This is a genomic window from Janthinobacterium sp. GW821-FHT03C08 (assembly GCF_059420905.1).
This window is the reverse complement of the sequence record NZ_JBWKUP010000001.1, coordinates 347,655-367,677: the sequence shown is the minus strand read 5'-3', so window position 1 is coordinate 367,677 and position 20,023 is coordinate 347,655. Positions and strand designations below refer to the sequence as shown.

17 protein-coding genes are annotated in these 20,023 nt (G+C 66.1%); 12 read left to right on the top strand and 5 right to left on the bottom strand.

Annotated elements, in window-relative coordinates; all coding sequences use genetic code 11:
• Positions 1 to 22 precede the first annotated feature (22 nt).
• The 6 genes from AC07VL_RS01695 (at position 23) to AC07VL_RS01670 (ending at position 9,333) form a co-directional block, all read left to right on the top strand.
• Positions 23 to 175, top strand: a complete 153-nt coding sequence (locus tag AC07VL_RS01695; RefSeq protein ID WP_038488910.1) for a rubredoxin — start codon at positions 23 to 25, stop codon at positions 173 to 175.
• An 86-nt stretch (positions 176 to 261) separates the two neighbouring features.
• Positions 262 to 681 (top strand): response regulator, encoded by a 420-nt coding sequence (locus AC07VL_RS01690; RefSeq protein ID WP_494804327.1) that lies wholly within the window; start codon positions 262 to 264, stop codon positions 679 to 681.
• A 38-nt stretch (positions 682 to 719) separates the two neighbouring features.
• A complete protein-coding gene (locus tag AC07VL_RS01685) occupies positions 720 to 1,085 on the top strand; it encodes a response regulator (protein WP_086143773.1) in 366 nt (121 codons plus the stop codon).
• Positions 1,086 to 1,088: 3 nt separating this feature from the next.
• Positions 1,089 to 1,703: a chemotaxis protein CheW gene (locus AC07VL_RS01680; RefSeq protein ID WP_494804326.1), complete on the top strand. Its 615-nt coding sequence runs from the start codon at positions 1,089 to 1,091 to the stop codon at positions 1,701 to 1,703.
• Positions 1,703 to 3,940, top strand: coding sequence for a methyl-accepting chemotaxis protein (locus AC07VL_RS01675; protein ID WP_494804325.1), 2,238 nt, complete (start codon positions 1,703 to 1,705; stop codon positions 3,938 to 3,940). Before AC07VL_RS01680 ends, AC07VL_RS01675 begins: the two co-directional genes overlap by 1 nt.
• Before the next feature lie 74 nt (positions 3,941 to 4,014).
• A complete protein-coding gene (locus AC07VL_RS01670) occupies positions 4,015 to 9,333 on the top strand; it encodes a hybrid sensor histidine kinase/response regulator (RefSeq protein WP_494804324.1) in 5,319 nt (1,772 codons plus the stop codon).
• A gap of 64 nt (positions 9,334 to 9,397) precedes the next feature.
• Here the strand turns inward: AC07VL_RS01670 and AC07VL_RS01665 are convergent, their stop codons facing one another.
• Positions 9,398 to 10,861 (bottom strand): cryptochrome/photolyase family protein, encoded by a 1,464-nt coding sequence (locus AC07VL_RS01665; protein WP_494804323.1) that lies wholly within the window; start codon positions 10,859 to 10,861, stop codon positions 9,398 to 9,400.
• A gap of 442 nt (positions 10,862 to 11,303) precedes the next feature.
• Here AC07VL_RS01665 and AC07VL_RS01660 point away from each other — a divergent pair, with 442 nt between their 5' ends.
• The 6 genes from AC07VL_RS01660 to AC07VL_RS01635 all read left to right on the top strand — a co-directional run bounded on the left by AC07VL_RS01660 (position 11,304) and on the right by AC07VL_RS01635 (position 15,983).
• Positions 11,304 to 11,906 (top strand): YqgE/AlgH family protein, encoded by a 603-nt coding sequence (locus tag AC07VL_RS01660; RefSeq protein ID WP_290601051.1) that lies wholly within the window; start codon positions 11,304 to 11,306, stop codon positions 11,904 to 11,906.
• Positions 11,903 to 12,301: a Holliday junction resolvase RuvX gene (gene ruvX / locus AC07VL_RS01655; RefSeq protein ID WP_290600956.1), complete on the top strand. Its 399-nt coding sequence runs from the start codon at positions 11,903 to 11,905 to the stop codon at positions 12,299 to 12,301. The genes AC07VL_RS01660 and ruvX overlap by 4 nt, the downstream gene beginning before the upstream one ends.
• A gap of 39 nt (positions 12,302 to 12,340) precedes the next feature.
• Positions 12,341 to 12,865 (top strand): bifunctional pyr operon transcriptional regulator/uracil phosphoribosyltransferase PyrR, encoded by a 525-nt coding sequence (gene pyrR / locus AC07VL_RS01650; protein ID WP_494804322.1) that lies wholly within the window; start codon positions 12,341 to 12,343, stop codon positions 12,863 to 12,865.
• Positions 12,858 to 13,823 (top strand): aspartate carbamoyltransferase catalytic subunit, encoded by a 966-nt coding sequence (locus AC07VL_RS01645; RefSeq protein WP_034746695.1) that lies wholly within the window; start codon positions 12,858 to 12,860, stop codon positions 13,821 to 13,823. The genes pyrR and AC07VL_RS01645 overlap by 8 nt, the downstream gene beginning before the upstream one ends.
• A gap of 23 nt (positions 13,824 to 13,846) precedes the next feature.
• Positions 13,847 to 15,148 carry a dihydroorotase gene (locus tag AC07VL_RS01640; protein ID WP_494804321.1) on the top strand — a complete coding sequence of 434 codons (1,302 nt, stop codon included), beginning with the start codon at positions 13,847 to 13,849 and terminating at the stop codon, positions 15,146 to 15,148.
• Between the two features lie 88 nt (positions 15,149 to 15,236).
• A complete protein-coding gene (locus AC07VL_RS01635) occupies positions 15,237 to 15,983 on the top strand; it encodes a lysophospholipid acyltransferase family protein (RefSeq protein ID WP_494804320.1) in 747 nt (248 codons plus the stop codon).
• A gap of 121 nt (positions 15,984 to 16,104) precedes the next feature.
• On the opposite strand, the gene AC07VL_RS01630 is transcribed toward AC07VL_RS01635, so the two are convergent.
• From AC07VL_RS01630 to AC07VL_RS01615, 4 genes are read right to left on the bottom strand one after another with little or no spacing between them, the layout of a single operon-like run.
• A complete protein-coding gene (locus AC07VL_RS01630) occupies positions 16,105 to 16,869 on the bottom strand; it encodes an ABC transporter permease (protein WP_494804319.1) in 765 nt (254 codons plus the stop codon).
• Positions 16,870 to 16,871: 2 nt separating this feature from the next.
• Positions 16,872 to 18,116, bottom strand: coding sequence for an ABC transporter substrate-binding protein (locus tag AC07VL_RS01625; RefSeq protein ID WP_494804318.1), 1,245 nt, complete (start codon positions 18,114 to 18,116; stop codon positions 16,872 to 16,874).
• Positions 18,117 to 18,133: 17 nt separating this feature from the next.
• A complete protein-coding gene (locus AC07VL_RS01620; protein ID WP_494804317.1) occupies positions 18,134 to 18,940 on the bottom strand; it encodes an ABC transporter ATP-binding protein in 807 nt (268 codons plus the stop codon).
• A complete protein-coding gene (locus AC07VL_RS01615) occupies positions 18,937 to 20,022 on the bottom strand; it encodes an acyl-CoA dehydrogenase family protein (RefSeq protein ID WP_494804316.1) in 1,086 nt (361 codons plus the stop codon). The genes AC07VL_RS01620 and AC07VL_RS01615 overlap by 4 nt, the downstream gene beginning before the upstream one ends.
• Position 20,023: the final 1 nt, after the last annotated feature.

Here is a 20,023-nt window from a genome sequence, read left to right as displayed (position 1 = left end):
AACGCAGCAATTCCAAACGTGGATGTGTCTTATTTGCGGCTGGGTTTATGATGAAGCGGCCGGCCTGCCCGACGAAGACATCGCTCCCGGCACGCGTTGGGCCGATGTGCCGATGAACTGGACCTGCCCCGAATGCGGCGCGCGCAAGGATGATTTCGAAATGGTGGCCATTTAGTTAATCCTGATCAATTGGCATGTGCTGGCCGCACAATGGTGTAGCGGCAGCATATGCTATGGTATGAAAGATTGCCGAATAATCAAATGACGAGTTCGCTACTGCCCGAGGCATCGTCCGATGGCGCGTGCGCCGGCGCCCTCATCCTGCTCATCGACGACAGTGCCACCGTCCGCAGCGCGGCTGAAAAGATCCTGCGCGCGGCCGGTTATCGCGTGGTGGTGGCGGAAAACGGTTTTGAAGCGCTGGCCACGATCGGCGACTGCCGTCCGGCGCTGATCGTGTGCGATATTGTCATGCCGCGCCTCGATGGTTACCGCACGTGTGCGCTGATCAAGGCCAGCGCGGCATTTCATGCCACGCCGGTACTGATGCTGTCGTCGAAGGAAGGTTTGTTCGACCGCGCGCGCGGCGCCATGGCGGGCGCCAGTGCCTGCCTGGCCAAGCCGCTCGCGCCCGAGGCCCTGCTGGCGGCCGTGCGGCAGCACCTGGCCAGCCGTTTTTAGTATGATGTATACAACGCAGCAAGGAAGTAAACAAACACATGGCCATACACACAATTCTGATCGTCGATGACTCGCCGACAGAACGTTACTACCTGAGCGAGATGCTGGTGCGTGCCGGTTACGCCGTCCTGACGGCGCAAGACGGCGCCGACGCGCTGGCGCAGCTGAAGCAGGCCAGGCCCGACCTGATCCTGATGGACGTGGTGATGCCCGGTGCGAATGGCTTCCAGATCACGCGCGCGATCGCCCGCGATCCTGAACTGCAGGACGTGCCCGTGATTATCTGCTCCAGCAAGAGCCAGGAAACGGACCGCATCTGGGGCTTGCGCCAGGGCGCGCGCGATTACCTGGTCAAGCCCGTGGTCGAAGCCGACCTGCTGGCGAAGATCGCGGCGCTGTCCTGACGCATGCGCACGATGCCTGGCAATGGCGTGCCTGCTCCGGCCTTGCTGGCCATGCCGCCGTTCGAGGCTGGCGCGCGGCAGGGCCGTTTGCGTCAGTATCAGCTGCAGTTGATCGAGCGCGTGCAGGCGGCGCGCAGCGGTGTGCTGGCGGCCCGCAAGGAGCTGGGCGTGCTGCTCGGCGGCCGCTGCTGCCTGCTCGACCTGACGCAGCTTGGTGAAATTGTCATTGCCTCCGGCGTGCAAATCCAGGCCGTGCCCCTGGCGCAGGACTGGTACCTGGGCCTGGCCACCATGCGCGGACGCCTGACGGCCGTCATCGACCTGGCCCGCTACATGGGGGAGGCCGCTTGCGTGCCAGGCGGCGACAGCCGCATCATCACCTTTTCACCCCGCCTGGGCATGAATTGCGCGCTGCTCGTCGAGCGCGTGCTGGGCCTGCGCCAGCAACGCGGCATGCAGTGCGTGCCATCGCCCGACGGGCCGCCATGGGCCAGGCAGGCACTGCGCGACGGCGAAGGACAGCTTTGGCTGCGCCTGGACCTGGCGCAGCTGGCGCAGGCGGAGCGCTTCCTCGATGCCGGCTATGCCGGCACGGCCACCGGCAAGGATGAATACTGATGGGCGCCAATTCCCCTATCCTGGCATCCGGCATGGCCGAGGTGGAGCACGCCCCGGGCGAACCGGCGCTGCCGGCCGACCTGCCGCTGCGCCTGCGCGACGCGCTGGGACGGCGCAAGTCGCTGGCCAGCGCACCGGCCAGCGACTTGAAGCTGCCGCTGATCGGCCACCTGCCGCTGCAAAAGCAATTGAGCATCCTGTCGACGGTGATGGCCCTGAGCCTGGCCGCCAGCCTGCTGTTCGTCGGCCTGAACACGCGCAGCGGCAATATCGCCTCGGCGCAGACGCAGCTGGCCAGCGATGCGCTGATGCACTCGCAGCGCGTCGGCAAGGCCGCGCCGAACGCCGTGCAAGGCAATCCGGAAGCCTTCCGCCAGCTCGAGGAAAGCCGCAATGAACTGAACCAGGATTTCCGCCTCATGCTGCGCGGCGGGACGTATCATGGGCGCGACATCGGCGAATCGCGCTCTGGCCTGCTGGCGGCGGTGGCCGACGCGCGCAAGAAATGGGCCAGCAGCGACCGTGCCGCCAGCACCATCCTGCGCCTGAAGACGGAACTGGGCGAATTCGACAAGACCTTGCAGCAATTGAACGCACTGTCGCCCGCGCTGCTGGCGCAGGCCGAGGAAATTGCGGCCCTGAAGGTGCAGCGCGGCGGCAATGCGCGCGACCTGGCCGTCATCGGCCGGCTGATGATGCTGAGCCAGCGCATGAGCCGCAGCGCCAGCGAATTCCTCTCGTCGGGCAGCATCAGCTCGGAAACGGCGTTTTCGCTGGGGCGCGACACGACGTACTTCCGCGCCGCCGTGGAAGGCCTGCTCAACGGCAGCGTGTCGCTGCAGCTGGCGCCCACGCGCGACGCCGAACTGCGCGAGCGCCTGGTGGCGCTGAAGGCCAGCTTCGACAATTACCAGAAGCTGGTCTCGTCCATCCTCGACCGCCTGGATAAATTCAGCTCGGCGAAAAGCGCCGAGCAGCTGATCTTCAACGAGAATGAAGACCTGCGCCAGCGCCTGACGCTGCTGCAGCAGATGTACCACGCGAACCAGGAAACCCTGGGTGTCGCCTTCTGGCTTATGGTGGCCGGCGTGCTGCTGACCTTGATCGCGGCGGCCGGCATTGGCAGGGTGCTGCTGCAGGATTCCGTCAATCGCACGCGCGAGGCCGAGCGCCGGCGCCATGAGGCGGAGATCCAGCGCCTGCTGTCGCAGGAGAAGGAAGAGCAGGCCAAGGCCACGAATGACCAGAACCAGGCGGCCATCCTGCGCCTGATGAACGAATTGCAGAAGGTGGCCGACGGCGACCTGACGGTGCAGGCCACCGTCTCGGAAGACATCACGGGCGCCATCGCCGATTCCGTCAACTACACGGTGGAGGAATTGCGCGGCCTGGTGGGGCGCGTGACGGCCACGGCGGAGCAGGTGAACCGCGCCTCGACGCAGGCGCAAAGCATCTCCAGTAAACTCTTGATCGCCTCGCAGCAGCAGTCGCGCGAAATCCTCGACGCCAGCGCCACCGTGGTGAAGATGGCCAACGCGATTACCGACGTGTCGAAATCGGCCAGCGTCTCGGCCGACGTGGCGCGCCAGTCGGTGGCGGCCGCGCTGCAGGGCTCGACGGCGGTGGAAAACGCCATCAAGGGCATGCATGAAATCCGCGAGCAGATCCAGGATACGTCCAAGCGCATCAAGCGCCTGGGCGAGTCGTCGCAGGAAATCGGCGAGATCACCGAACTCATTTCCGACATCACGGAGCAGACCAACGTGCTGGCGCTGAATGCCGCCATCCAGGCCGCATCGGCCGGCGAGGCGGGACGCGGCTTTTCCGTTGTCGCCGAGGAGGTGCAGCGCCTGGCCGAACGCTCGGCCGCCGCCGCCAAGCAGATCGGCGCACTGGTGCGCGCCATCCAGGCCGATACCCAGGATGCGACCAGGGCGATGGAAAAATCCACGCAGGGCGTGGTCGAGGGCGCGCGCCTGTCGGATGCGGCCGGCGCTGCCCTGAACGACATCAGCCAGGTGTCGAAGCACCTGGCGGAACTGATCCAGGGCATCTCGTTTGCCACCGGCACGCAGGCCGGTTCGGCCAGCGGCGTGGCCTTGAATATCCAGCATATCCTGAGCGTGACGGAGCAGACCCAGGATGGCACGCAACAGACGGCGCAATCGATCCATAAGCTATCGATGCTGGCGCAGGAACTGAAAAACTCGGTGTCGCGCTTCCGCGTCGCCGCCTGAACGCCGCGCCAGCCGATGGCGCGGCGCGTTGTGCGTACCGATTTTTGCGCTACGATTTCTTTACCGAGGCATGCATGAGCACACCAGATAGTCCGCAGCAGTCCAAGCCGTTCGACAGCGAACCTCTGTCGTGGGTGATGGTGGAAATCCGCGAAGCGCTGGGCCGCTCGAAGACGGCGCTGTTCGAAGCGGGTGGCCGCGAGCGCGAGGAGCGCGCCACGGCCCTGCAGCATGCACGTTCGCATCTGCACCAGGCGCATGGCGCACTGGTGATGGTCGACGTGGCCGGCGCCAGCCTGCTGACGGCCGGCGCGGAACAGGCGCTGGCGCGCTTTCGCGACGGCAGCCTGGAATACACGGTGGATCATGCGCAGGTCGTCGCCGAGCTGTATCAGGCCCTCACCGAATACCTGGAAGACCTGGTGGCCGGCACGCCGCCGCAGCCGACCCGTCTGTTCCCCTATTATCGGGCGCTGCAAACCATGCTGGGCGCCGAGCGCATCCATCCGGCCGACCTGTTTTTTCCGCCATCGTCCGTGCTGGAAGGCCATGCCATCGCGCTGGCCGGAACGCCGCCAGGCGCCGATTATCCGGCATGGCGCGGCCGCTTTGAAAAGTCCTTGCTGCCCTTCCTGAAAGCGCAGGACGACGCAACAAGGCGCCAGCATGCCGCCGCCCTGCATGAAACCTTGACCCTCGTGGCCGACGCGCAGCAGGAAGCGCCGGCGCGCACCTTCTGGTACGCCATGCAGGCGTTCGCCGAGCTGGCGGCCAGCGGCGAGGGCATGGGCACGCTCTATGTGAAGCAGTTGTTTGGCCTGATCAACCTGCAGTTGCGCCGCCTGGCCCAGGGCACGGCCAGCCTGCCCGAAACGATGCTGCGCGATGCCCTGTTCTTCATCGCCGCCGCCGCCGAACCGACGCCGGCGGCGCAGCAGCTGCGCACGGCGTTCGACCTCGATGGCATGGTGCCCGCCGACGTGGAAACGCGGCGCTACGGCCAGGTCGACCAGGACGTCTTGCAAGACGCGCGCACGGCGCTGGCGCAGGCGCGCGCCAGCTGGAGCCGCCTGGCGCAGGCCGATCTCGATCCTGCCCGCAGCGCGGACTTTGACCGCTCCTTGCAGGACGTGGCGGCGCACGCGGATGCCCTGAAACTGCCGGCGCTGGCCAGTCTGCTGCGCCAGTGCGCGGACGTGGCGCAGCAAGCCGTGGTCAGCGGACGCAGTGCGGCCCTGGAGCAGGAAATCGGCACGGCGCTGCTGTTCGCCGAGACGGGCCTGGAGCAGGTGCGCCGCCTGCCCGACGATTTCGCCGGCAACGCGGAAACCATCGCCGCGCGCCTGCAGGCGCTGCTGGCAGGAGAGGCGCCACCGCCCGCAAGCGCCGGCGAGCTGTCGCGCCAGATCGAACAGGGCCAGACCGTCGCCGCGCTGGCCGACGACATGAAGGCGGGCCTGCGCCAGGTGGAAAGACTGCTCAACGACTACTACGCCGATGGTGCTGGCCGCATTTCGCTCGATGGCGTGGCGCCACTGTTGCGGCAATTGCAGCAGCAACTGGCCGTACTGGGGCAGGGCGATGCCAGCGCCGCCGTGGCGCAGGTCGATGCGGCCGTGCGGCAACTGCCGGACAGCGAGGCACAGGTTGAGCAGGCCGAGGCGCTCGACGAGATCGCGCAGAATGTCAGCGCCCTGGGCTTCTTTGTCGATATGCTGGGCCGCAATGCGCAGGCGGCCAAGGGGCGGTTTCGTTTTGACGCAGCTGCCGGCACCTTCCGCGCGCTGCCGTTCGAGAAAGTGGCCGCCGCCGGCGCGGTGCCCGTGCCCCTGCTGGACCAGGCGCTGGCGCCGGTCGTGCCGTCTGCCATCGACGCTGCCCCCGCCGCGGCGGACATGGATGCGGAGATGCTCGACATCTTCATCGCCGAGGCGCGCGACGTGCTGGCCTTTATCGACACGACCCTGGCCCTGCCGCGCGAGCAGGCCGCCGGCAGCGAGCACTTGGCCATGCTGCGCCGTTCCTTCCATACCTTGAAGGGCAGCAGCCGCATGATCGGCCTGGCGCAGTTTGCCGAGGCGGCCGGCGCCATCGAGCGCGTCATGAATACTTGGCTGGCCGAGGCGCGCCCCGTCAGTGACGATCTGTTTACCCTGCTGAATTACGGCTGGTACCAGCTCAGCGAATGGGTCGCCGAACTGGAAGGCGGCGCGGGCCGCGAGCGCGAGGCGGGCATGCTGCTGGCGGCAGCCGAACGCGTGCGCGAAGGCGGACCGTTCGAGCTGCGCAAGCCGCGTCCTGCCGCGGCCGAGCCGCCGGCGGCGAAGGCGTCCGCGCCCGTGTCCATGCCCGGCAGCGGCAACGTGATCGGCTTTCCTTCCGCCACGGCGCCCGCTGCGCACGAGGCACCCGACGATCACCTGAAGCACGTGGGCGAGCTGCGCATCAGCCTCCCTTTGTACAATATCTACCTGGCCGAGACGGATGAGTTGCTGCGCGTGCTGACGCGCGACTTCGGCGAGTGGCGCCATGAGCAGCGCGCCGTCAGCGGGGAAGCGCTGCAGGCCGTGCATACCCTTGCGGGAACGTCCGGGACGGTGGGCTTCCAGGCCCTGCGCGACCTGGCGCATGCGCTGGAAACGACGATCGAAACGGTGGTGCCGCCGCTGGCCGGCTTGCGCGATGCGCAGCACGACATGCTGGAGCAGGCCACGCAGCGCATCGGGCAGATGCTGCAGACGTTTGCCCTGGGCGACCTGGCACCGGCGCAGCCGGACATGATCGAGGCGCTCAATACCCTGTGGCGGTCGTTGACGGCGCCGCCCGGCGAGAGCCGGGAGGAGCAGCTCGACGCCCTGTTTGCGGCCACCTACGCCAGCATCGTCGGCACGCCGGCGCAGCCGGCATCCCCGGCCGAAACGCCAGCCGAGGCGGCAACCAGGCCCGCCGATCCGCAGCTCGAGACCCTGTTCGCGGCGACGTATGCGAACATCGTCGCCGACGCGCTGCAGGCGGATGTCCCCGCGACAGCCGAAACATCCGCAGCGGACCTCGGTACCAGCGACGACCTGTTCGACGCAGGCTTCGAGCACGCGCCGCCTTTGGTGCACGCGCTGCCGGAAGCGCTGGTGCCGGCCATCATGCCAGCCGACGCGGCCGCGCTGCTGGCCGCCAGCGCCGGCATCAGCGATGAACTCGACCTCGACCTGCTGTCCGTCTTCCTGGAAGAGGGCGCCGACCTGCTGCCGCAGATCGGCGAAGCGCTGCGCAGCTGGCAGCAGCAGCCGCACGACAGCGGCCAGGCGCAGATGCTGCTGCGTACCCTGCATACGGTCAAGGGCAGCGCGCGCATGGCCGGCGCCATGCGCCTGGGCCAGCACGCGCATGAAATCGAGACGCATATCGAAAACATGCTGCACGCCGGCACCGCCACGCCGCAGGCCTTCGAGGAATTGCTGGCCCATTACGACCATGCGCTGCATCTGTTCGAACAGCTGCAGCAGCCCTTGCTGCCCTTGCCGGGCATGGAGGACATGCCCGCCGTCGAGCCGAAGGCGGCCCTGGTGCGCGTGCGGGCCGATATCCTCGACCGCCTGGTGAACCAGGCTGGCGAAGTGTCGATCACGCGCTCGAAGATGGAAAACGAGGTCGGCGTGCTGGGCGCTTCGCTGGCGGAATTTTCCGATAATCTGCTGCGTTTGCGGCGCCAGTTGCGCGAAGTGGAAATACAGGCCGAATCGCAGATCGCCTCGCGCATGGCTGTCGGCAGCGAACGCGAATTCGACCCGCTTGAATTCGACCGTTTTACGCGCCTGCAGGAATTGACGCGGATGATGGCCGAAAGCGTCAACGACGTGGCGTCTTTCCATGAAAATCTCAGCCACAGCGTCAATGCCGTGACGGACGACCTGGTGCTGCAGGCGCGGCTGACGCGCGATTTGCAGCGCGACCTGATGCAGATCCGCATGGTGCCGTTTGCCAGCATCGCCGAGCGCCTGTTCCGCGTGGCGCGGCAAAGCGCCAAGGAAGTCGACAAGCGCGTCAATCTCGATATCCGCGGCGGTGGCGTGGAAATCGACCGTAGCGTGCTCGAACGCATGGCGGCGCCATTCGAACACCTGCTGCGCAACGCCATCGTGCACGGCATCGAGCCGCGCGAGGCCCGCCTGGCCGCAGGCAAGAGCGAAACGGGGGAGCTGCTGGTGCAGGTCAGCCAGCAAGGCAACGAGGTGGCGATCGCCTTTTCCGACGATGGCGCGGGACTGGACCTGGAACGCATCCGCGCCAAGGCGCTCAGCGCCGGCCTGGTGGCGCCGGATGCCCAGCTGGGCGATGCGCAAGCGGCCGAGCTGATTTTCGCCCCCGGTTTTTCCACCGCCGACAGCCTGACGGAGCTGGCGGGAAGGGGCGTGGGCATGGACATCGTGCGCTCCGAAGCGCTGGCCCTGGGCGGCCGCATCGAGACAGCCACGCAGGCGGGGCAAGGGCTGCGTTTCACGATACACCTGCCGCTGACCCTGGCAGTGACGCAAGTGGTGCTGCTGGCGGCGCACGGCAAGACCTATGCCTTGCCCTCGGTGCTGGTGGAGCAGGTGCTGCACTTGAAGGGCGAGCAGCTGGAGCAGGTGCAGGCGGCCGGCTGCATCGAGTCGCACGGCCATGCACTGGCGCTGCACCACCTGTCGTCCATGCTGGGCGAGACGCCGGCAGCGCAGGCCGTGCAGCGTTACGTGCCCGTGCTGCTGCTCAGGAATGGCAACGACAGGCTGGCGCTGCAGGTCGACGACGTGCTGGGCAACCGCGAGGTGGTGGTCAAGCATGTGGGACCCCAGCTGGCGCGCATGCCGGGAATCGCCGGCGCCACGGTGCTGGGCACGGGCGATATCGTGCTGATCCTGAACCCGGTGGCGCTGGCGCAGCACCTCGAACATCATCCGGAATTGCTGCCGCAATACGTGGTGGCGTCCGGAGACCAGCGCGCCGCTTCCAGCGCGCTTGCCGCGCCGCGCGCCTGCGTGATGGTCGTCGATGACTCCCTGACCGTGCGCCGCGTGATGCAGCGGCTGTTCGAGCGCGAAGGCTATTTGGTCATGCTGGCAAAGGACGGCGTCGATGCGCTGGAGCAGCTGCACGCGCTGGAGCTGCCCGCCATGCCTGCCCTGCTGCTGGTCGACGTGGAAATGCCGCGCATGGATGGCTTTGACCTGACGCGCAATGTGCGCAGCGACGACAAGACGCGCGCCATTCCCGTCATCATGATCACTTCGCGCAGCGCCGACAAGCACCGCACGCATGCGTTTGAACTGGGGGTGAATGCCTACTTCGGCAAGCCGTTCCAGGAGGACGAACTGCTGGCGGAAGTGGAGCGCTTGCTGGGCGGCGGCGTGGCGTGAGCCGGCATTACCGCCATGCCGGCAATATCGTCGGCTGATGCGGGGCTTGCCCTGCTGATGCGGCCTACGCCACGGTCTTCACCACGGCATAGCGCTCCAGGGTTTCCTTGCGCGCCTCGTCGTGCTGCACCAGCGGCTCCGGATAGTCGCGCCCGAGCACGATGTTTTTTTGTTCGAGCAGCATGCGCGGCACCAGCCATGGGGCGTGGATTTCCTTGTCTCCCAGCGCCTTCAGCTGCGGCAGGTAGCGGCGGATGAAGCGGCCGCCCGCATCGAATTTTTCCGATTGCGTAATCGGGTTGAAGATGCGGAAATAGGGCTGCGCATCGCAGCCCGAGGACGACGCCCACTGCCAGCCGCCATTGTTCGAGGCCAGGTCGAAGTCGTTCAGGTGCAGCGCGAAATACGCCTCGCCACGGCGCCAGTCGATGCCCAGATCCTTGATCAGGAAACAGGCCGTGACCATGCGCAGGCGATTGTGCATGTAGCCTGTCTGGTTCAGCTGCGCCATCGCCGCGTCCACCAGCGGATAGCCGGTGCGGCCCTCGCACCAGGCGGCGAAGGCGGCGTCGGCCTCGGGTCCCGTTTCCCAGGCGATGGCGTCGTAGGCGGGCTTGAAGGCGCCGCCTTCCACGTGCGGATTCTGGTACAGGATCATGGCGTAGAAGTCGCGCCAGATCAGTTCCGCCAGCCACACGGGCGCGCCGTCGCCGCCGCCGCCCCGGTCCATCAGGTCGACGATGGTGCGCACCAGATAGCGCAGCGAGACGGTGCCGAAGCGCAGATGCATGGACAGGTAGGACGGCCCTTTCAGCGCGGGGAAGTCGCGCGCTACGTCATAGCGGGCCGCGCGGGGCAAGAAATCCTCGAACAGCTTGCTGGCACCCGACATGCCAGTCGGAATTGCCAGTTCGGCCAGGTTGCTCGGTTCGAAACCCAGTTCTCCCAGCGAGGGCAAGGGGGACGGCGCGCCGTGGCGCGGTGGCGCCAGGCGGGCGGCGTGCGGTTCGATGTCGAAAGGGGCCAGGCAGCCAGGTTCGGCGCGCATTTTCTTCAGCCACGCATTCTTGTACGGCGTGTAGACGGTGTAGGGCTTGGCCGAGAGGGTCAGCACCTCGTCCTTTTCAAAGATGACCTGGTCCTTGAAGCTGAACCACAGGCGCGCGGCGCGCGTCAGTGCGGTCGCCACCGTGGCGTCGCGGGCGATGGCCTGCGGTTCGTAGTCGTGGTTGGCGAAGACGGCATCGGCCTGCAATTCGGCCGCCAGGCGGGGAATCGCCTCGGCCGCATCGGCGTGCAGCACGATCAGGTCGCCGCCCAGTGCGCGCAATTCGACCGCCAGTTCGGCCACGCTGGCATGGATGAAGTCGACGCGCCGGTCGCGGCGCGGCAGTGCCGCCAGGATGGCCGTGTCATACACAAACACGCAATGCACGGCCTGGCTCTGGCGCAGGGCGTGGTGCAATGCAGCATGGTCAAAGGCGCGCAGGTCGCGGCGGAACCATACGAGGGAAGTCTTGAGTGTCATTATTTTCGCGTGTTCCGGGTCAAAGAGTAGCGGTTTTTTGCCGTCGAGTGGGCCTGATGGCCGCTCGCGTCATGCCATTGGCGTCGCTGTGGCGGCAATTCAGTGTAAACTAGCGGGTATGTGCGCAGTGTTTTATGTGCGACAGCGATTTTGCAATCGATTTTACAATTGTTTCCGAAATGTGGCTGTCATTGCGATTGTAATTGCGGTTGTGTGATATCCCGCAATACGCGCGATGCACTTTTGGTAGCGAATGTACAAATAAATTTATAACATAACAAGAATAGCGTCTGGCAACATGACTGCACGCCGCCCCACATTCGCGGCGGGCTGTGCCAGGCGTACGACAGCGGGGTAAGCGAGACTTGCCAGCAAGCCCACAGAGAGAGCATCGCGTATGAAAAAGAGTAAAATCGACCAGACTCTACCAGGACATCGTTTGATGCAGGGCGTCGGCGAGCCGGCTGCCACTGGTTCCTCCACCCTGAATCTGGCCAACCATTTCCTGATTGCGATGCCGGCCATGCAAGACCCGATCTTCGGCGGCACGGTCGTCTACGTATGCGAACACAATGAAAACGGCGTGCTGGGCGTCGTCATCAACAAACCCACCGACATGACGATGGAAGTGCTGTTCGAGCGCATCGACCTGAAACTGGCCGCCGGCAGCGACGCGCCCATCGTCCATGAACCGATCATGTTCGGCGGCCCGGTGCAGGACGACCGCGGCTTCGTGCTGCATACGCCGGGCGCGCGCTATTCCTCGTCGCTGACGGTGACCGATGAAATCGCGTTTACCACCTCGATCGACGTGCTCGAAGCCGTCGCCAAGGGCGATGGCCCCGAGCGCATGCTGGTCTCCATCGGCTACTCGGGCTGGAGCCCGGGACAGCTGGAGGACGAGATCGGCCGCAATGGCTGGCTGACGGTGGGCGCCTCGGCCGATATCCTGTTCGATTTCCCCATCGAGCAGCGCTACGTGGCGGCCATCAAGTTGCTGGGCATCGACCCCTTGATGCTGGCAAGCGAGGCTGGCCACGCATGAGCGGTGACGCCATCGATACCGTCCTCGCCTTCGATTTCGGCTTGAAACGCATCGGCGTGGCCATCGGCAATACCATGATTTGCCAGGCCAAGCCGCTCAGCGTGATCACGGCCACGGCGAACGAGCCGAAGTTCGCCGCCATCGCCAGCCTGATCAAGGAGTGGGGCGCCAGCCGCATCGTGGTGGGCTTGCCCAGCCACCCGGATGGCACGGAGCACGAGATGAGCGCGCGCTGCCGGCGTTTTGCCAACCAGGTGCACGGCCGCTTCAACCTGCCCGTGGAACTGGTCGACGAGCGCTATTCCTCGGCCGTCATCGCCGCCAAGCGCGGTGAAGTCATCGACGACCGCGCCGCCGCCATCATCCTGCAGCAGTATTTCGACGCGAATTATTAATCTGACCTTAGACTGCACTCCTGAATGATTAAGAACTCTATGCCGCACCCTACGAACCCTTCCCAACTCGACGCCGAGGCCCTGTACGCCGACTTGCTGCAGCAAGTGCGGAGCGGCCTGGCGGGCATCTCCAACGTGGCCATCGTCGGCATCCATTCGGGCGGCGCCTGGCTGGCCGAGCGCCTGGCGCGCGACCTGAACCTGCTCGACCGCCTGGGCGTGCTCGACGTCTCGTTCTACCGCGACGACTTTGCGCAAAAAGGCCTGCACGCGGACGTCAAGCCGACGCAAATCAGCTTCGACGTGGCCGGCGCCACCATCCTGCTGGTCGACGACGTGCTGTACACGGGCCGTACCACGCGCGCGGCCATCAACGAATTGTTCGACTATGGCCGCCCGGCGAAGATCATGCTGGCCGCCCTGGTCGACCGCGGCGAGCGCCAGCTGCCGGTGGCCGCCGATTTCGTGGCCGCCTTCACTGCCGTGCCGCCTGGCCAGGCCCTGGTCCTGAAGCAAGCCGACGACGGAAAATTCACGCTTACCATAGATACCCACCATGCTTAATCCGCAACTGAATAAACACGGCGAACTGCAACATCTGCTGACGATCGAAGGCCTGCCGAAGTCTATCGTCAACCACATCCTCGACACCGCTTCTTCGTTCGTCGGCATCTCCGACCGCGACGTCAAGAAGGTGCCACTGATGCGCGGCAAAAGCGTTTTCAACCTGTTCTTTGAAAACTCCACGCGCACCCGCACCACCTTCGAGATCGCGTCAAAAAGGCTGTCGGCCGACGTCATCAACCTGAACATCCAGGCGTCATCGGCCAGCAAGGGCGAGTCGCTGCTCGACACCATCGACAACCTGTCGGCCATGCATGCCGACATGTTCGTGGTGCGCCATGCGCAGTCGGGCGCACCCTACCTGATCGCCAAGCACCTGATCGACACGAAGCAGCCGCATGTCCACGTGGTCAATGCCGGCGACGGCCGCCACGCGCACCCGACCCAGGGCTTGCTCGACATGTACACGATCCGCCACTACAAGAAGGATTTCACCAACCTGACGGTGGCCATCGTGGGCGACATCCTGCACAGCCGCGTGGCCCGTTCCGACATTCACGCGTTGACGACGCTGGGCGTGCCGGAAGTGCGCGCCATCGGCCCGCACACCCTGCTGCCGGGCGGCCTGGAACAGATGGGCGTGCGCACCTTCACCAACATGGATGAAGGCCTCAAGGGCGTGGACGTGATCATCATGCTGCGCCTGCAGAATGAACGCATGAGCGGCGCGCTGCTGCCGTCGGCGCAGGAATACTTCAAGAGCTATGGCCTCACGCCCGAGCGTCTGGCGCTGGCGAAGCCGGATGCCATCGTCATGCATCCTGGACCGATGAACCGCGGCGTGGAGATCGATTCGGCCGTGGCCGACGGTCCGCAGGCGGTGATCCTGCCGCAGGTGACGTTCGGTATCGCCGTGCGCATGGCGGTGATGAGTATTTTGGCTGGTAATCAGGGCTGATGGCCCAAGGACGAGAAGCAAGCATGACGACATTACATATCAAGAACGGCCACCTGATCGACCCTGCCAACGGCATCGATGGCTTGCAAGACCTGTTCATCGCCGACGGCAAGGTGCTGGCCGTGGGCAGCGCCCCCGCCGGTTTCACCGCCGACAGCACGTTTGACGCGGCCGGCCTGGTGGTTTCCCCCGGCCTGGTCGACCTGTCCGCGCGCCTGCGCGAGCCGGGCTACGAATACAAGGCGACCCTGGAATCGGAATTGCAGGCGGCCCTGCAGGGCGGCGTCACGAGCCTGGTCTGCCCGCCGGACACCGACCCCGTGCTCGATGAGCCGGGCCTGGTGGAGATGCTGAAATACCGCGCCAAGACGCAGAACAAGGCGCATGTGCATCCGCTGGGCGCACTGACCATGGGCTTGAAGGGCCAGTCGCTGACGGAGATGGCGGAACTGACGGAAGCGGGCTGCATCGGCTTTGCGCAGGCCGAAGAGCCGATCGAGGACACCACCGTGCTGCTGCGCGCCATGCAGTACGCGAACACCTTCGGCTACACGGTCTGGCTGCGCCCGCAGGACCCGCACATCGGCCGTGGCGGCATCGCCCACAGCGGCCCGCTGGCGTCACGCCTGGGTTTGTCCGGCGTGCCCGTGATGTCCGAAACCATCGCGCTGCACACGATTTTCGAGCTGATGCGCGCCAGCCGCGCGCGCGTGCACCTGTGCCGCATTTCGTCGGCCGCCGGCCTGGAACTGATCCGCGCCGCCAAGGCCGAAGGCTTGCCCGTCACCTGCGACGTGGGCGCGCACCATGCGCACCTGACGGATGCCGACATCGGCTTCTTCGACCCGAACGCACGCGTCACGCCGCCGTTCCGCAGCCAGCGCGACCGCGATGCGATCCGCGCCGGCCTGCTCGACGGCACCGTGGACGCCATGTGCTCGGACCATACGCCCGTCGACGACGATGAAAAACTGCTGCCGTTCGGCGAAGCCTCGCCCGGCGCGACGGGCCTGGAACTGCTGCTGTCGCTGGCCCTGAAATGGGCCGACGACTACGCCCTGAACCAACCGCAAACGGGCGCGCGTCCGCTGGCGCGCGCTGTGGCGAAGATCACGTCGGACGCGGCGCGGGTCGCCGGCATCCCGGCCGGCAGCCTGGCCGTGGGCGAAGCGGCAGACATCTGCGTCTTCGATCCTGCCGCGCGCTGGACCGTGTCGTCGGCCTCGCTGGCCAGCCAGGGCAAGCACACGCCTTTCCTCGGCTATGAGCTGAGCGGCATCGTCAAGGCGACCATCGTTGCCGGACAGGTGGCGTTCCAGCGTTAAAAAAATCAGATCCGCGGACCGGGGCACGCTGCCCCGGCATCCCTTGTCTGCTCCCGGATTTCGGTTCTGGTTTATTTGTTGGTGTGATTTGAAACTTCTGCTTACCTACCGCCTCGCGCGCATCGCCATTCACCTGAGCTGCGGCATGGCCAAGAGCGCCGTGCTGTTCCCGTGGCTGGACCTGGAGGGGCGTAACCGGCGCATCCGCCGCTGGTCCACGCAACTGCTCGATATCTGCGGCGTGCGCGTGGTGCAGCCGGCCGATAGCCTGCCGGCGCTCGACCATGCAATGGTAGTGGCCAATCACGTTTCGTGGCTCGACATCTTCGTCATCAACGCCGTCCATCCCTGCCGTTTCGTCGCCAAGGCGGAAATCCGCGCCTGGCCGATCCTGGGCTGGCTGGCGGGACGCGCCGGCACCATCTTCATTTCGCGCGGCAGCAAGCGCGACCTGCGCCTGATTTTCCAGGGCCTGGTGGATAAATTGCAGGCGGGTGAGCGCATCGCGTTCTTCCCCGAAGGCACCACCGCCGCGCAGGGACAGATTTTGCCGTTCCACGCCAACCTGTTCGAGGCGGCCATCGATGCGCAAGTGCCGGTGCAGCCGTTCGCGCTCGTGTACGTGGATGACAAGGGGGCGCTGCATCACGCCGTCGATTTCATCGGCGAGATGAGTTTTGCGCAAAGCATGGTGGCGATCTTGAGCGGACCGCCGATCACGGCGCGTTTGACTTGCCTGGCGCCAGTGGCGACTCTGGACGCGCATCGGCGCGACCTGGCGGCGGCAACGCAGGCGGCGGTGGCCGCTGCGCTGCCGTTGGAGAAGACGGCTTAGAACGCCTAACATAACCTACTGCGCGTCGCGATTTGCGGCCTCCGATGCTCACTGTGCATGTGCACAGCTCCGCCTCTCAGCCGCAACTCACTGCCGCTCGCTACGGTTCTGTTAGGCGCTCTTAATTCTTCATATGCAGCCAGCGCGCATGCGCGGCGCGGGCCAGATAGTCGAGGATAAACCCTAAAATCCCGATCAGCACGATGGCGGCCATCAGTTCCGAATACGCCAGGCGGTCGCGCGTATCGAGGATGAAGTAGCCCAGGCCGGCCGAGACGCCCAGCATTTCCGCCGGCACTAGCACGATCCAGATGATGCCGATGGCCAGGCGCACGCCCGTCAATATATCGGCCGTGATGCCCGGCAAAATCACCTTGAAGACGATCTCGCTGCGCGTGGCCGACAGGCTGCGCGCCAGCAGCAGCCAGTTCGGGTCGAGCCGCGCCACGCCGGCCGCCGTATTGAGCAGGATCGGCCAGACGGCCGCAAACGCCAGCAGGAAGTATACGGGTGCGTCGCCGACACCGAGTACCATCACGGCGATCGGCATCCACGACAGCGGCGAAATCATGCGCAGCAGCTGGAACAGCGGCATGGCGGCGCCGGAAAAGCTCTTCGACATGGCCACCAGCACGCCCAGCGGCACGCCGATGACGATGGCCAGCCCCAGGCCCACGGCCACCCTTTGCAGGCTCAAGGCCACGTGCAGCCAGATATCCGCACCACCGAGCATTTCCTTGAACGCCAGCGCCGTGGGCAGCGGCGCGAAGGCGGTGGCGATGGGCGTGGATTTCTCCAGCGCCGTCACGCCCACGGACCACAACAGCAAGGCACAGGCCAACCCCACCAGGGGCAGGCCGAACTTCGTGAACAACTTGCTCGCCATCGTCAGACCGCCACGGTTTCGCTGCGCAGCAGGTTGGCCGGCAGGCCGAAGGCGGCCGGGCCGCCGACTGCCGTGATGGCCTTGCGCACGAAGCGGTCATCGACCAGGTCGCGCGCGGCAAACTTCGGATCGAGGTTCGCCAGGAAGCGCGTATCGCCTTCGACCTTGGTGCGGCCGATGGCGCGCACCAGTTCTTCCGTGTATGAGGCGAACGGATAGGGCTGGAAGTCGATGCGGCGCTGCTGCCAGTTCTTGTGCACGATCAGGCCCTGCTTTTCATAGCTGGCGTAATCGGTGGTGGCCAGCACCTTGGTCAGCACCTGCAGCGGATGCGGCGTGTAGCGGTGCTCGCCCACGTTCGACAGCAGCTTGGCCGTGTCGACCTGGTTCGAGCGCGTCCACAGCTGCGCCTTGACGATGGCGTTGGTGACCTTCTGCGCCCATTCCGGCCGCGTGTTGATGTCGCGCTCGGACAGGAAGGTGACGCAGCAGGCATGGTTTTTCCACACGTCGCCAGAGAAGCGCAGGATCTTGCCGATGCCGGCGTTTTCCGCCGCCGCATTGAACGGCTCGGCCACGATGTAGCCGGCGATGGACTTGCTGGCCAGGGCCGAGACCATTTCGGCCGGCGCCAGCACCACCAGGTTGACTTCATTCGATTTGATGGCCGCGTTGCGCGCGCGCGTGACCGGCGTGAGGCCATTGGCGGACAGGATCTGCTGCAGCAGGATGTTGTGGATCGAGTACCAGAACGGAATGGCGACCGTGCGCCCGCCCAGGTCGGACACCTTGTTGATTTCGTTGGCCACCGTCAGCGCGGAACCGTTGACGTGGTTCCAGGCGACGACTTTCGCCGGGAACTTGGCGCCGTAGCGCACCCAAAGGGTGGCCGGCGAGAGCAGGTGGATGACGTTGACCTGGCCGGCGACGAAGGCTTCGATGATCTGCGCCCAGCTGCGGAACAGGCGCGGCGTTTCCGCCTGCAAGCCTTCCGCCTCGAACAGCTTGCGGGCGTGGGCGACCAGCAGCGGGGTGGCGTCGGTGATGGGCAGGTAGCCGATCTTGACGGGCTGATCGTCGCCTTTCGGGCCTTGCTGGGCCATGGCGTCTCCGGCGAACAGCAGGGGCGAGGCGACGCTGGCCGTGGCCAGGGCCGACATGCGCAGGAAGTCGCGCCGCGTCAGGCCGCAGTCGCAATCGGACGAGGCGCAGATGTGCAGGGGTTTGTTGTGGTCTTCGAATGTCATGGGGAAGTTCCGGTCGATTAATTGGGAGCAAAGACGGGCTGCTGATCCTGCTTTTGCATGCTTTGCAAGGCGTCGAGGATGTCCATCTTCAGGGCGATGACGTCGGCGCTGTGGCCGATGCGGGGCTGGGCGATGGCGACGGGCCACTCGCGCACGATGTTGCCCGGCTTGCCGCCCATGAGCAAGATGCGGTCGGCCACGAGGATGGCTTCATCGATATCGTGCGTGACGAGCAGCACGGCCGTGTGCCAGCGGTGCACCACGTCCACCAGCAGCGACTGCATCTCGGCGCGGGTGATGGCGTCGAGGGCGGAAAACGGCTCGTCGGCGAACAGCAGTTCCGGCTCGCGCGCGAGCGCGCGGGCCAGCGCCACGCGCTGGGCCATGCCGCCCGACAGCGCGGATGGGTACAGCTTTTCGCGGCCCTTCAATCCCACCGCGTCGATGGCTTGCGCCACGCGCGCCTGGTGCGCTTCGCGCGTCAGCTTGGGCTGGTGCTGGAAGTCCAGGCCGAAGCCGGCATTGCCCGTGACGTTCAGCCAGGGCAAAAGGCTCGCCTGCTGGAACACGAGGGCGCTGCGCGGGTCCGGCTCGCGCATGGGCGCATCGAGGAATTGAATGGCGCCCGTGGATGGCGGCTGCAGGCCGGCCAGGACGCGCAGCAGGCTCGACTTGCCGCAGCCGCTGCCGCCCAGCAGGCAGACGATTTCGCGCTTGCGCACGCCCAGCGCGACGCGCTGGAAGACGGGCGCGGCGCCCGGATAGGAAAAGCTCAGGTCCTCCGCCTGCAAGGCCCATTGTTGCGGTTCTGCGGCTACCGTCATGCCGGCGCTCCCGCCGCCTTGGCCGCCTGCTGGCTGTCGAACAGCTGCAAGGCCGATTGCAACTGCGTCAGGCTGGGGGTGACGATGGGAATGAACGACGATTCGCGCCAGCGGCGGGCAAAGCCCTGCTGCTCCGCGTTCAGGTAGGCGCGTCCGCCCATGGCTTGCAGCTCCAGCATCAGCGCTTGCTGCAGCACGTCGGCCAGTTGTATGCGCAGGCGGAACATGGCCGGCGCCTGCGTCTTGAAGCGGCCATTGTGCACGCCGTCCAGCAGGGTCGCGACAGCCGCTTCCAGGGTCGCTTGCAGCGCCTCGATGCGCGGCGTGAGGGCGTTGCGCGAACCGGCGGAAATCTGCGCCGCCTGCGCCAGGCTGGCGCGCGCCAGGCCGATCGACAGGCCGCACTGCATGCCGAGGAACGATGGGCGCACCTGCGGCAGCCAGGCCGGCGCGTTGTCGCTGATGATGTCCGCGGCGGGGATGTGCACCTGCGCCAGCTTGACGGACGCCGTATTGCTGCCGCGCAGGGCGATCAGGTCCAGGTCATCGCTGCGCTGTACGCCAGCGGCGCTGCTGTCGAAGGCCACGATGACGGGCGGCGTACCGTCGTCCGGCGCCACTGCGGCCGCCGCGACAAAGCCCGCCTTGCGCAAGTTCGTCACCCAGGCCAGGCCGCCGTCGACGAGCAAGCCGTCGGCATGGCGCGTGCCCGTGATTTGCAGCTGCTCGATGCCGGACAAGAATTTCATGGCGTTCGACAGGCCGCTGGCGCCCGCCTGCGTGCCGGCCAGCAGGCCGGGCAAGCGGCGCTCGGCCAGGGCGCGGTTCCCGCTTTGCAGCATGAATTCGATGAAGCAGCGCTGGCCCCAGAAGACAAAGGCGGCCGTCACGGATTCTTCGGCGACCTTGGCGATGGCATGGATGGCGTCGCGCACGTCGCCGCCCGCGCCGCCGTGTTCCTGCGGCACGCCGATGCGCAGCAGGTGGTCGCCAGCGAGGGCCGGCAGGACGGTTTCAGCCAGCTGCGACGATTGGTCCAGCTGGTCGGCATGCATGTGCAGCCAGTGATTGAGGTGGCCCATG